The following is a 14002-nucleotide window of genomic DNA, read 5'->3' as shown; positions in this document are numbered from 1 at the left end:
GAAAATACTGATTTAATAGGATTTATCGTGTGGCTAATTTGTTCTTGCAATTTGGGGATTTTATTTTTTAATAGATTATCAATTCAGGCGAGTATAATTATGAATTTGTAGATGAAATTCAGTATGATTCAAAAAATGAATAAGTGAAAATGAAACTCTGACGAATCCTTTAAGCTGTTAGAAATAAGAATTACAATTAGAGAAAGTTAAATATTTACAAATAAATTGTTGAGTATTACATTTAACCTACTTTGATTAAGAGACAATAAGTGTTCTCTTTACAAGTAAACTGTTAAACGTTTAGCAGGGTAATTAAATAAATTTTATTCTAATTGTCATCAAGCTCATGACGTACTCAAAACTCTGAGATATTCAAGAAATAGTTATCATTAGTAGGATAATGAAATCGGCTTGATTATGATAATTATATTAATTTTTTATGTAATCAGTGTGGATGCACTGATGCTCACACTATTATGATAAGAATCATATGTATAAAGGTATATTTAGACTCTTAAATTGGATCAATAGGTGGTACTGTGTCTTATGACCTTATAACGTTTTGGAGTGAAATTATTTTGGATAAATGGGGAGTTAGATATGAAAATTAAAGCTTCTAAAATGGATGTAATATGGAGTTATGTAGGAACAATATTCTCATTATCTAGTGGTTTTATATTGCTTCCGTTTATTTTAATATTTTTAAATAATGATCAAGTTGGAATGTGGTATATATTTCTTGCTATTAATGGGTTGGTGAATTTGTTTGACTTTGGTTTTAATTCGACTTTTGCTCGAAATATTGCTTATGCTTGGAGTGGTGCGACTGAAGTTTCAAAAATGGGTGCTAAGTTTTCTCATAGTAGTAAAGTCAACTATAGATTGTTAAAAGTACTTATTACAACGTCGAAGACTTTATATGGATTTATTTCGCTTATAGCTTTTTTATTTGTTTCAACAATAGGAACCTTGTATATGTTACATATTTCAAAAGATTTGGTAGGATATGATCATATAGTTGCATGGACTATATTTTGTATCTCCTTATTTTTAAATTTATATATGGGCTATTTTGCAGCTCTTTTACGTGGTGTGGGTGCTATTTCAATTATTAATCGTGCTACAATTTTTTCTAAGTTAAGTCAATTATTAATTTCTATTATTCTATTAGCACTTAATTTTAATCTAGTTGCATTATCTATAGGCTTTTTGACTAATGGTTTAGTATTGCGTTATCTATGCCGATATGGTTTTTATAATTACAAAAAAATGAATGAGCATTTGGCGGCTATACAAGAACCTGTGACTAAAAGCGATATAAAAAAATCAATACGCATTGTATCTTATAATGCTTTTAGAGATGGTTTAGTTGCATTATCTAACTATTTAACAACACAAGCTAGTTCAATTATTGCTTCATTATTTTTTACGCTAGCACAAACTGGTGTGTACTCAATCTCTTTACAGTTTGCTAATGCAGTTTCAAATATTTCTGCATCTATGATATTTGCGTACCATCCAACGCTACAATCTGCTTATGTTAATAAGGATTCTGATACTGAGAGAAACGTTATTTCAAAGGGATTATCAGTTCTGTATGCATTATCTTTGATAGGTACAATTGCAGTAATAGTAGTTGCTTTTCCTGTTCTTCATATTATTAAACCGGACAAAGTGTTTAGTACACCCATTTTTATTGGGTTATCAATTTATACATTTTTGTGGCAGCAGCAATCTTGTAGCGCAGCGTATATATCAAATACTAATAGAGTTCCTTATATGCCAGCTTTTGTTGTCTCTAGTATTTGTGGGGTACTGTTAACCTTAATTATTACAAAATTTATGAATATAGGGATTTGGAGTTTAATTATTGGTCCATTAATTGTCCAAGGGTTATACAATAATTGGAAATGGACTCATGTTGTAATGCAGCGTTTAAATACAACGTTATTGGTGACGCTAAAAAATGGTTATCATTACTGGATCAAGACTCTAATTGGTAAATTAAAAACTAATAGTTAAACTGGCCTTCTAAAATAGATAGTGGTAAATCAATTTCTTTATCATCTGCTTTACTTAGTGTAGGAGCCACTCACTGATGATGAACTTCGAATAAGTATTTTTCTATGAAGTTCATACAATCAGTAGCTTGGCCAGAATTTTCATTATGGAAATTCTGGATTATGACTTGCTTGAGAGATAACATCATTATGAATAATAGTTTATATACTTGAATCAATTCTTTTTAAGTTGTTTTTGGGTATATGCCAATGACATCAGAAATTGGAAAGGTACTAAAACTAATATTAGTTTTAGTACCTTTGATAGTGTTAAATTAAGGAGAGAGCAATGAAAGAAGTAACGGTTTTTTCTTATGGGGATTCCAATTCATTAAAAACATGGTCAAACGTTCCTTATTTTTTTACTACAACATTAGAACATCAGGGATTAAAAGTTAATCGAGTTAATGTAGAACCAAAAAGGTTTATCAGGGGAATATGGAATCATATTATTATTAGATTCATTCGGTTATTCTACCCTGATAGTACTTATTTGTTAGAACGGACTCCAATTTTTAGATGGTATGCACATATAAAAATGAAACGTGCAGTTCGTAAATTTAAACAGACTGATTTATTTATTTCAATTAGCTTTAGTTTTCATACGAAAAAATATACTGATAAACCTACTATAATGTTCTGTGATTGGACATATGATTATTATTTTGAATACTTTAAAAAAAGAAATCCAGATAAGCTTGAATTACAAGAAATACGTAATCAACATAGATTGCAAGACAATGTTGATGCCATGTTTGTACTTTTTCCGGATGCTTGTAATTATGCTAAATTGCATAGTTCAAACCCGAATATTTTTTATCTCGGTAATGTCATTAATTCAAAGCCACTTACTATTGATGACCAGTATATAGATAAAAAATTTAATTCCAATCAAATATTATTTATCGGTGTAAAAAAGTATTTGCCTGGTTTACAGAAATTAGTTCAAGCGTTTATTAAATTAAGAACACTTCAACCTGAATTTAGTTTAAATGTTGTTGGGATAACGAAAAGTCAGTTTATTAGGTATGCCGGTAGAGTGGACTTAACAAACATTAATTTCTTAGGATATCTTGATAAAACGGATATTAATCAAAATAAGAAATATTATCAATTAGTTTCTCAAGCAAAAATATTTGTCAATACAACACCAAATTGGAGCTCCTTCTCAGCAACACTTGATGTTATGTATCACTATACGCCAATCATAGTATCGAAATATCGTAGTTTTGTGGAAACATTTGGAGAAGATTTAAATTTCGGTAGTTATTGCTCAAATACCACGGACGAAATATTCAATCATATTAATGAAATAATTTCTCTTGACTATAATACCTATAAAGATCTATGTCAGTATTCAAATCAAAGCGTACAACCCTTTACTTGGGAAAGTTATATCAATAAATTATTGAGAACAACAAAAAATATTGTTCCCGAGTTAGAAGAATAAAATAGTATAGTTGTTAGAGCAGATAGTCATAATCTAAAGGAGGAACATTCAAATGAAAGGTATCATTCTTGCCGGCGGATCGGGAACTAGATTGTATCCAATAACTAAGGCAACTAGTAAACAATTAATACCAATTTATGACAAACCAATGATTTATTATCCACTGTCAACTCTTATGCTAGCTGGGGTACGAGATATTTTGATAATATCTACACCAGAGTTTTTACCACAGTTTAAAGAACTGTTTGGTGATGGTCATACTATCGGATTGAACTTGGAATACAAAGTTCAGAAAGAACCAAGAGGATTGGCTGATGCATTTATAATCGGTGCAGATTTTATTGGTGATGATTCAGTATGCTTGATTCTTGGAGATAACATCTTCTATGGAGCCGGCTTGTCTGAAACTTTGCACCATGCAAGTTCAAAGAAATCAGGAGCAACAGTATTTGGTTATCATGTAAATGATCCAGAACGTTTTGGTGTCGTTGATTTTGATGAGAACATGCATGCTAAGTCAATCGTTGAAAAACCAAAAAATCCAGCAAGTAACTATGCTGTAACTGGTTTATATTTCTACGATAATCAAGTAGTTGATATTGCTAAGAATATTGAACCTTCACCTCGTGGAGAGTTGGAAATTACCGATATCAATAAAGCCTATTTAGACAAAAATCAATTGGATGTTGAGTTAATGGGCCGAGGTTTTGCCTGGTTGGATACAGGTACACATGATTCACTTCAAGAAGCAAGCAGTTTTATTGCAACTGTTCAAAAGAGACAGAATCTTAAGGTTGCATGTCTAGAGGAAATTGCTTATCGAATGAATTATATTGATAAAGAACAAGTTATTAAGTTAGCTCAACCATTGAAGAAAAATGATTATGGGCAATACTTATTAAGATTAGTGGGAGAAAAATAATGGGAAAATTAAAAGTAACAACAACAAAATTACAAGATGTAAAAATTATTGAACCGGCCGTTTTTGGAGATAGTCGTGGTTTCTTTACTGAAACTTATTCAGACCGTGACTTCAAGGAAGCCGGTATTAATTTTGACTTCATTCAAGATAATCAATCATTATCTAGTGAAGCAGGGGTTTTACGTGGATTACATTTCCAACGTGGAAAAGCTGCTCAAACTAAGTTAATTCGTGTTGTTACAGGTGCTGTTCTTGACTTGATTGTTGATGTACGTAAAGGCTCACCCACATACAAACAATGGGAAGGTTACATTATTTCTGCAAGTAACCATCGTCAATTACTAGTGCCAAAGGGTTTTGCCCATGGATTTGTCACATTAACAAATGACGTTAACTTCTTATATAAATGTGATAACTATTATAATGCTGAAGCAGATGGTGGTTTTTCATTTAAGACTCCAGAATTAGGTATTCAATGGCCAATTGATTTTGATCAAGCAATTACTTCTGAAAAGGATGCTAATCAACCTACCTTTACAGAGTTTGAAAAAAATAATCCATTCGTATATGGTGAAATTTAATACAGGAGATAACCAATGAAAAATATTATTGTCACAGGTGGAGCTGGATTTATCGGTTCTAATTTTGTTCATTATGTCGTAAAGAACCACCCAGAAGTACATATCACAGTATTAGACAAATTAACTTATGCTGGTAATCGTGCTAATTTAGCCGGATTACCTAAGGATAGAGTTGAATTAGTTGTTGGTGATATTAAGGATGCTCCTTTAGTTGATAAATTAGTAAGTAAAGCAGATGCAGTTGTTCACTATGCTGCAGAAAGTCACAATGATAATTCATTGATTGATCCTTCTCCTTTTATTCAGACTAACATTGTTGGTACTTACACATTGCTTGAAGCGTGTCGTAAATATAATGTTCGTTTCCATCATATTTCAACTGATGAAGTCTATGGGGATCTTCCTTTGAGAGATAAAGATGGAAATGGTGATAAATTTACCCCTGAATCACGTTACAATCCAAGCAGTCCTTATTCATCATCTAAGGCTAGTTCTGATTTACTAGTTCGTGCATGGGTTCGTTCCTTTGGGTTACAAGCAACAATCTCTAATTGTTCTAATAATTATGGACCTTATCAACACATTGAAAAATTTATACCTAGACAAATCACTAATATTTTAAGCGGTATTCGTCCAAAACTTTATGGTTCTGGTAAGAATGTACGTGATTGGATTCATACTAATGATCATTCACGAGCAGTTTGGACTATTCTTACAAAAGGTAAGATTGGTGAAACTTACTTAATCGGTGCTAATGGTGAGAAGAATAATAAAGAAGTTCTTGAATTAATTCTTGAATTGATGGGTAAACCATCTGATGATTACGAATTGGTTAAAGATCGTCCGGGACATGATATGCGTTATGCTATTGATTCAACTAAATTACGTGAAGAATTAGGTTGGAAACCAGAATATACTGATTTTAGAACTGGGCTACAACATACAATTGATTGGTATACAGAACATGAGGACTGGTGGAAAGCTGAAAAAGCTGAAGTCGAAGCTAAGTATGCTAAAAATGGTCAATAGGATTTAAATTAAAGGGGAAAAAGCACAATGAGAATATTAATAACAGGTGCTCAAGGTCAACTAGGAACTGAACTTTGTCACTTACTTGATGAAAAGAATATTGAATATGTAGGCACAGGTTCAAGTGACTTAGATATTACTGACAATAAAGCAGTTGCTGATTACTTTAATGAATATAAGCCTGAACTTGTTTATCATTGTGCCGCTTTTACAGCCGTTGATGCAGCCGAAGAAGAACCTGGTAAAACTGCTAATCAAAAGGTAAACGTTGATGGTACTAAAAATATTGCTGAAGCTTCTGAAAAAATTGGAGCAACAATGGTTTATATAAGTACTGATTATGTGTTTGATGGAAAAAATGAAGATATGTATACGGAAGACTCCATTCCAAATCCTCAAAACGAATATGGACGTGCCAAATTAGCTGGAGAAAAAGCAGTATCCGAGATAATGAGTAAGTATTATATTATTCGTACTTCATGGGTGTTTGGCGAATACGGGAAGAACTTTGTTTACACAATGCTTCGTTTGGCTGAGACACATGATCACCTAACTGTAGTAAATGATCAAATGGGGCGTCCAACTTGGACAAGAACACTAGCTGAGTTTATGAATTACGTTGTTGAAAATAATGTTCCTTACGGTTTATATCAATTGTCTAATGAAGGTTCATGTACTTGGTATGAGTTTGCCAAAGAAATACTTAAAGATAAGAATATTAAAATTGATCCTGTAACATCAGATGAATACCCTCAAAAGGCTTATCGTCCAAGACATTCTGTTATGGACTTAGCTAAGGTTGAAAATACAGGTTTTGAGGTAATTAATTGGCAGGAAGCCTTGTCTAGTTTTCTAAATAATGTAAATTAGAACATATTGGGGGAATTTGTATTATGCATAATAATAAGAAAAAGAAAAAGCATACATTAAGAATTGTGTTTTTGGCATTTGTATTGTTGTTAGTTTTAGGTGGAGCAGCATATGGTATGACACGCTATCGTAGTGTAAAGAATTCAGTTAATAGTTCTTTTAAACCATCAGGTGTTACAAAAGAACGTGATGTAGGTAGTGCTTTGAAAAATAAAAAACCAGTATCTATTCTTTTGATGGGAACTGATACCGGTGCATTGGGTCGTGATTATAAAGGCCGTACGGATAGTATGATGGTGATTACATTAAATCCAAGTAAAAATAAAACAACGGTAACAAGTATTCCGCGTGATACGGCTGTTAATATTCCAGGCTATAAGTCAGTTTCACCGGCTAAAATTAATGCAGCATATTCTTACGGTCAAACTAAGACGGCAATTAAAACCGTTCAAAAGCTTTTGAATATTCCAATTGATTTTTACGCACTTATTAATATGGGTGGTATGGAAAAAGTTATTAATCAAGCTGGTGGTGTTGATGTGACGCCAACTTTGAGTTTTAAATATGAAGGTTTTACTTTTACAAAGGGTGAAAAAGTTCATATGAATGGTAAGAGGGCTTTAGCGTATTCACGTATGCGTTATGATGATCCACAAGGTGATTATGGTCGTCAAACTCGCCAACGAGCCGTGCTTACAGCTTTAGTACACAAGAGCAGTTCAGTATCTACGTTATTAAACCAAAGCTTTATTAACTCATTATCTGATCAAACACAAACCGATTTGACATTCGATGAATTAACTGCCCTTGCTAAGGATTATAATTCAGTTAGAAAACATACTTCAGAGACTCATTTGCAAGGTAATGGAGAAGAAGTTGCAAAACAAAGTATGGAAGTTATGAAGGAATCCGAATTACAACGAGTTACAAACTTTATTCGTGAGAATTTAGATTTGCCACATGCTAAGACAGGTAATATTCAGTTTAAGCCTTCTACACAAAGTTCAACAACAACTAAGTCGGTTCAAGATATCAATAATATTGGTTTACAACGTTCAACCACGGGAACATCCAATAAGAATAGTACTGGAACAAACAGTGGTTCTGGTATAAGCAATAGTGGATATTCTAACTCAGGTTATTAATTAAATATCAAGAGCGGTATAAAAATGTAGGAAAATGACGGTTAAAATGGTCCTTTGTCAAATAGTATTGATGAATAGTTTTTGTATGGAAGGCAACCTCATGTAGGTTGTCTTTTTTTTATGCACAAATGAGTCTTATTCTCTTGAGAAAATGGTCAAGATTTCTAAATCCATAACTGATACGTTTGAGTTTTTTTGGGTAGAACATCTAAAGGTATGGATGGTGTCTTTTTGATGTTCTAAAATAGTTTTATTAATAAATGGTTGTTGAAAGATTCTATCCAGCTTTTTGGACGTGATGAGGACGGTTATGGTAACTACGATTATCAATTAACGAGTTATGATTCAAATGGAAAACCTCATCCAGCCAAATTTACTGGTACGACAAGCTTAAATATTGGCGAATTATTTGAGAAAAGAAGAGATTTTTTATTATAAGTTGCGCAACAAATTGATTAATGACTTCATGGCGTGATATAATTGCATTTGCAAAGAGTGAGTAACTTATAGATACACCAAAACCCCCAACGAGTGGAAGTCGTTGAGGTTTTTTTAGTGGGCTAAATTGCCTTTTCCTTTTACTTGCGGTGTTTCCGTTTTAGCCAATCGGTAAACCAAGCGGTTACTAAGCCGACTACAAGTGGGGCAAAAAGTGAGTTAAACAAATAGATACACCCCCAATCCGTTGCAGGATTGTAAGGCAACTTTCTTATTTTATCATAGCCAACTCAAAAAAAATCCAGTTTTTATATTATAAGAGAAGAAGTAAGTGAACTTCAAAATAAGAAACAGAGAGAATCTTTTATGATAGAAATCTTTATTATATCGATTTTACTGTTTTACATAATTCACCAAGTAGAAGAGTTTACATCTTCGATTTTCATAGTAGAGATTATAAAGAATATAGTTCAACTCTTGCCCTTAATTATATTTTTATAACTTTATAAAGTTATAAAGGCTCTATCCTTCTCATAAATAAAATAGAAGTATGACTCAACAACTTAATATCTGATAACTTGACAGTATTTAACCAAAAAGCCAACAGGTCCTCATTATCCGGCTTATCTTGAATAGATTCGTAGTGATTATAATATTCTTCAGCAAAATAATTTTGGAAAGATCTAAATATGTAGGCCGATCTATTCTCCGGTCTGGCCTTTTTACTTTTTAGCGTCTCCATGACAATTATCTTTATTTCGTTAACTATTGTCGTTTATATAAACTCGTTTTTCTTAAAAGTTGTGGTCAAAACAGGGTCGTCTAATCCACACCCTTGACCAGTTTAAACATTGATTTCTTTGTGTTTAAAAAAGGAAATTTTCTAATCTTCCCTTTTCGACCTTTTTATTTTATCTTGCATTAAGTAATCATCAGTTTTCAGATTTATGTCATCCTCCTACAAAGTGTTAAATGTTATATGCTAAATATATTTAACACTTTGTAGGAGACAATTAACAAACGAGACTTGTCTGATTCTCAATAGAGCCGTACATTTTTAATAAGTCAAAGCATTCTTGGAAGAAGTTTTTAAACGATGTAAACATAACTTTATCCATTGATTCTTGATCATGATACTTTTTACCAACATACAAAATAATTCTAGAAACTTCACGATTGATTCGGTCTTTAATAAATTCATTAGTTTCAAACATTGTTGCCGGTCTTGCTAGAGGTTCCTTACGATAATTCAGATCTCGATAAACTTTCTTCTTAGCGTTCATAATCAATTTAGCATAGTTAGTCAGTTTTTTAGCACTTCCGTAAGAAAGACTAACCAAAGTGTCTATTAGGTTTTGAGGCATTCCATATGATAAAAGGGTGCTTTCTTCGGCAGCTATTTCGACATTGTCGATATTTTCGTTAATTTTAGAATTATTAGTATTATTAGAACGTAATTTCAAGTGATTGAAGTTCAAGTAATTAAGTAGACTATTTGTCTTGTTCGAAGAAGACTTTTTGTCCGTAGGTGTTGTATCAGCGCTTTCTACTTGTTGAGGAGCATCTGTTGCAACGTCTTTTTTGGAATGACCTAAGAACTTTTCTTTAACAGCATCAGGCAAAGATGGAAATAATTTGTAAGTTCCGTTAAAGCATTTCTTTCTGAAGATTAATCCTGCTTCAACTAGTTTGTCCATGATTCTTGAGATAGTTTTAGTTGATTGATTGATCAACTCTGCCAAATCGGAATAAGTGTATACAACGTAGTATCGATTTTCTTTACGATCGAAGAAGTCTTCTCCATTTTGGACACTTAAGCCAAGTCGATTATAAATAGCTGAGAAAACTTGAGTTGGATTTCCATTAAGAGATTTGTCTCCTAAATCAATCAATGCAATGTATCCCTTCGGTTCAACAAAATCTTGTTTAGCCCTCTTCATCGCTTCTTGTAGTGTTTTATCGTTAGACATATTATTGTCATCCTTCCATGTTTTTTCATAGAAAGAAAAAAGACTGATGAGCAAATATCCCCACCAGTCTTTTAACGATTAAATAATTGATTTATCTCTGCCTACAATCTATAATAAGAATTAAAGCAGAGCGTTAAAAGTAGTGAGTATGTTTGGGATACTCATTGCCGAATCCTTAATCGCTGGTAACAATTAAGGATTCAACGCTTTTTTCTTTTATATATAGAGTCGTACTTTTAAAAAGTGCGACTCTTTTTTTCTGTCTTAAATATATATCCTGTGAAGCATAAAATCAACAAAAAACTTGATATATCAACAACTCATACATTTAACATATAACATTTCACATTTAACATTATATATATAACATAATGTTAAATGTTATGTGTGAAATGTATTTAACATTATGTAAAAGGATTAACAGAGAGAATCTTTGATACGATAGCTTTCTTGAAAAATATTGATATAAAAATATCGGTAGTTTATCCTAGAACAAAGTGTTAAATGTTATATGTTAAATACATTTAACACTACTTATACATTGAACCATAAGTATTATTAACACTTATGCAGAGGTGTGCTAATATTGAAGTATAAAATTATTGGGGGAGCTTTTATGACTGCGAAAGTATTATCTTTTTTGAACTTTAAGGGTGGCGTTGGAAAAACAAGTACTACAGCTTTAACAAGTTATAACCTGGCCAAATTAGGTTATAAGGTTTTGGCAATTGATTTTGATCCTCAGGCTAACTTAACATCTTTATTTTTAAAGACTAAAAGTATCAAAACAAATGATGAAATCATTACAATTGAAACTTCACTTATGACAGCTGTGAATGATGATCTTGACTTGAAGGATATTGCAATTTCAATCGATGAGAATTTATCATTGATTCCTAACGCAGTGGACTTCAGTATGTATAACCGATACTTGGATAAGAATATTAAAACTGAGCAGGATAAAGTAGATTTCTTTAAAAATAAGATTGAATCTTTGAAGAAAGATTATGACTTTATTTTTATTGATGTTCCGCCAACAATTTCGTTGCCAAATGACACTGCATTTAATGCTTGTGATCAGATCATCGTCGTTTTACAAACACAAGAAAGATCATTGTCAGGTGCAGAAGTGTTAATTGATTATCTACAAAAAACATTGATTGATGATTTTAATTCTGATGTTGATGTCATGGGTATCTTACCTGTTTTGTCAAAACGTAATGCGGCAGTTGATGAAGAAATTTTAAATTCAGCCGAATCTGAATTTGGTAAAGATAATATTTTCCAGCATAAAATTATGATCATGGAAAGAATCAAACGTATGGATATGACCGGTATTACCGATAATAAAAAAGACGTTTGGGACAAAAAGGTACATGCAGCATTTACGGGTGTGGCTAAAGAAATAATCGAAAGGTTAGGTGAATAGTCATGGGGATGCTGAAACACGATGACAAAAAAATTTCAAAACCAAAGAAATCTACGCTTGAGCGTGGCACCAAGGTTGTCGTTGAGAACCAAGTAAAGAGAAAAGATGTCGTTGACATGCCAGACTCTGGTGTTACTTTCCCAGTAAATGTTCGAGTGGATAATCATATTAGAAACAAAATATCGGCTCTGTTGAACCTGGGTATGGCGAAATCTCAAAAAGAATTAGTCAAACAGTTGGTTGAGAATGAAATAGACAGATTGCCGGAAAGTGATAAGAGTAGATTTGATAGGATGTTTGAAATTTTGGAAGAAAAAGATAATATGAAGAACTAAATGTTAATAACATTATATATTTAACATTTAACACTTTGTTGAAGGACAACTTAAACCTTCAACATATAAAAAAAGACGTTACTCAGTAACGTCTTTGGAATGGCCCCTTTAGTGACTGTACGATAAATAGAGTTGATGGCAAAATGCCTATCAACTCTATTTATCGTACAGCCGATTTTGTGTTCTTAAAGTCGTATTATGTAGAAGAACAAGGTATTTGTTAAGTATTACCTTTATCTTTATATGTTAGGAGGAAAGTGTGTTATGCAAGTAATCAGTTTTATGGCTATCAAAGGTGGCGTTGGTAAAACCACAATGGCATTTCAGTTCGCCAAATTTTTACAAACACAAGATCAAAAAGTTTTGATGATCGATTTGGACGCACAGAAGAGTTTGACGGGCACTTTTGAAAATGAACATTTTAATTTCAGTGGAAAGCCCACCATTGCAGATGTCCTAGAAAAACCAAGCTCCGGGTTAATTGAGACACAAGTTCAGGATAATATCGCGATAATTCCATCAACTAGCAACCTGGAAGAAGTAGCAGATCGTTTAGCCTCAAAACCAAATAGAGAATTGCTATTATTTATGTGGTTTGTTAAAAATGTGCAAGAACTGAATCAAACATATGACTACATAATTATTGACTTGCCACCAGTTTGGAACCTGTTAAGCAAAAATGGTGTAGCTGTAGCCGATAAAATCATTTCTCCATATGGAACCAAGTCGATTTGGGTATGAAAGTCATACAAAAGTATTGCAGAGTGTGGGAACTTTACAAGATGAAGTTGTTGATCCAGTTAGTGGTAAATCATATATTACTGCCAACGTATTCTTTTTAGGCAATCGAATCAAACACAATACTAATTCTTCTCACGAATTTTTATCAGCACTCAAACATATAAATGTCATTGGGGTTATCCCAGAAAAGGAATTAGTTAACGCTAGTATGCTTGCAAAGGATGGCATACTAGAATATGCAACCCAGAATGACAAGTTGCATGAACAAGAGCCATTTCTCAAACTATTAAGTGACGTGTTTTCAGAAATCCAAAAACAGGGGAATGATTAACTTATGGCAAACAAATTTGAAAAGTTTTCAAGTACCAACAACGATTACCAAGTGGCTAGAGACATTCAGCAAAAAGATGCACTTAACGAAAAATTGAATTGGGAACGAAAAGTAAAGACAAGCTTCTCAATTCAACAAAAGAATATTGATCGTTTAGATGAAATGGTTAATCAGTTGAACGCAAAATCAAGATCAACCTTATTAGATACCATAATAGAAAATGCTTATAGAGACTTTCAAGAATAATTGAGTGGGGAAAATGATGAAATCACAAATAGTTGATAGCAATAATTGATACGAAGACCTTGTATCTGATCAACGGACCGATGGGGGCTGGTAAAGTATACAAGACAGAATAAAGTTGCCGGTAGGTAAGCACTATGCTAGACTATGACTAATTTAACAACCGAATAAAGAGATCAAGCTAAACATAAAAATCCCCGATTCACGAGGAATCAGGGATTTTGAGTTTAGCAAGTAGCTATAAGGCAGCTACTTAGATTCAGTCGACTTTGACTTGCCGGAAAAAATCGACTGAACATTGTTCTTAATTTATAGATTAATTATACCGCAAACCAGTCCGTAAGGACAAGTGTAATTAACCTACAAATTAAATCCAATGGACTAAGTAGCTAACCGAAGCTATTGAAGTGCAATAAAAAAGTTAGACATTTTTATAAGTTTTAAGAAATCATGGATTG

Annotated in this window: 14 protein-coding genes; 13 read left to right on the top strand and 1 reads right to left on the bottom strand. The window is 32.6% G+C overall.

All coding sequences use genetic code 11. The features are described from left to right. The first annotated feature begins 600 nt into the window (after window positions 1-600). The 8 genes from wzx (at window position 601) to FC88_RS12910 (ending at window position 8495) form a co-directional block, all read left to right on the top strand. Complete coding sequence (wzx, locus tag FC88_RS08690; protein WP_057814739.1) at window positions 601-2022, top strand: O-unit flippase-like protein; 1422 nt, start codon at window positions 601-603, stop codon at window positions 2020-2022. Window positions 2023-2349: 327 nt separating this feature from the next. Beyond that, window positions 2350-3510 carry a glycosyltransferase gene (locus FC88_RS08685; protein WP_057814737.1) on the top strand — a complete coding sequence of 387 codons (1161 nt, stop codon included), beginning with the start codon at window positions 2350-2352 and terminating at the stop codon, window positions 3508-3510. 52 nt (window positions 3511-3562) lie between these two features. Then, window positions 3563-4432 (top strand): glucose-1-phosphate thymidylyltransferase RfbA, encoded by an 870-nt coding sequence (gene rfbA, locus FC88_RS08680; protein WP_057814735.1) that lies wholly within the window; start codon window positions 3563-3565, stop codon window positions 4430-4432. Continuing rightward, complete coding sequence (rfbC, locus tag FC88_RS08675) at window positions 4432-5013, top strand: dTDP-4-dehydrorhamnose 3,5-epimerase (protein ID WP_057814733.1); 582 nt, start codon at window positions 4432-4434, stop codon at window positions 5011-5013. The genes rfbA and rfbC overlap by 1 nt, the downstream gene beginning before the upstream one ends. Before the next feature lie 15 nt (window positions 5014-5028). Beyond that, entirely contained in the window at window positions 5029-6042 is a 1014-nt protein-coding gene (gene rfbB, locus FC88_RS08670; RefSeq protein WP_054643352.1) for a dTDP-glucose 4,6-dehydratase, read from the top strand. 27 nt (window positions 6043-6069) lie between these two features. Then, the gene (rfbD, locus tag FC88_RS08665) at window positions 6070-6912 is read left to right on the top strand and encodes a dTDP-4-dehydrorhamnose reductase (protein ID WP_057814730.1); all 843 of its coding nucleotides are present in this window, start codon (window positions 6070-6072) and stop codon (window positions 6910-6912) included. Window positions 6913-6935: 23 nt separating this feature from the next. Then, window positions 6936-8057 carry an LCP family protein gene (locus FC88_RS08660; RefSeq protein ID WP_057814728.1) on the top strand — a complete coding sequence of 374 codons (1122 nt, stop codon included), beginning with the start codon at window positions 6936-6938 and terminating at the stop codon, window positions 8055-8057. Between the two features lie 264 nt (window positions 8058-8321). Continuing rightward, window positions 8322-8495: a YxeA family protein gene (locus tag FC88_RS12910; protein ID WP_157060455.1), complete on the top strand. Its 174-nt coding sequence runs from the start codon at window positions 8322-8324 to the stop codon at window positions 8493-8495. Window positions 8496-9508: 1013 nt separating this feature from the next. On the opposite strand, the gene FC88_RS08655 is transcribed toward FC88_RS12910, so the two are convergent. Beyond that, complete coding sequence (locus tag FC88_RS08655) at window positions 9509-10465, bottom strand: winged helix-turn-helix domain-containing protein (protein ID WP_125771801.1); 957 nt, start codon at window positions 10463-10465, stop codon at window positions 9509-9511. A gap of 616 nt (window positions 10466-11081) precedes the next feature. Here FC88_RS08655 and FC88_RS08650 point away from each other — a divergent pair. From FC88_RS08650 to FC88_RS08635, 5 genes are all read left to right on the top strand, one after another. Next, window positions 11082-11894: a ParA family protein gene (locus FC88_RS08650; RefSeq protein ID WP_025085226.1), complete on the top strand. Its 813-nt coding sequence runs from the start codon at window positions 11082-11084 to the stop codon at window positions 11892-11894. A gap of 2 nt (window positions 11895-11896) precedes the next feature. After that, a complete protein-coding gene (locus FC88_RS08645) occupies window positions 11897-12229 on the top strand; it encodes a DUF5388 domain-containing protein (RefSeq protein ID WP_057814724.1) in 333 nt (110 codons plus the stop codon). Between the two features lie 264 nt (window positions 12230-12493). Then, a complete protein-coding gene (locus tag FC88_RS13160) occupies window positions 12494-12970 on the top strand; it encodes a ParA family protein (protein ID WP_235526923.1) in 477 nt (158 codons plus the stop codon). After that, window positions 12945-13301 (top strand): hypothetical protein, encoded by a 357-nt coding sequence (locus FC88_RS13155; protein ID WP_235526922.1) that lies wholly within the window; start codon window positions 12945-12947, stop codon window positions 13299-13301. Before FC88_RS13160 ends, FC88_RS13155 begins: the two co-directional genes overlap by 26 nt. A gap of 3 nt (window positions 13302-13304) precedes the next feature. Further along, window positions 13305-13547 carry a hypothetical protein gene (locus tag FC88_RS08635; protein WP_003590746.1) on the top strand — a complete coding sequence of 81 codons (243 nt, stop codon included), beginning with the start codon at window positions 13305-13307 and terminating at the stop codon, window positions 13545-13547. Window positions 13548-14002 lie beyond the last annotated feature (455 nt).

The sequence above is a fragment of the Companilactobacillus futsaii JCM 17355 genome, from assembly GCF_001435505.1.
Taxonomy (GTDB): Bacteria; Bacillota; Bacilli; order Lactobacillales; family Lactobacillaceae; genus Companilactobacillus; species Companilactobacillus futsaii.
This window is presented reverse-complemented; position numbering and strand designations above follow the sequence as displayed.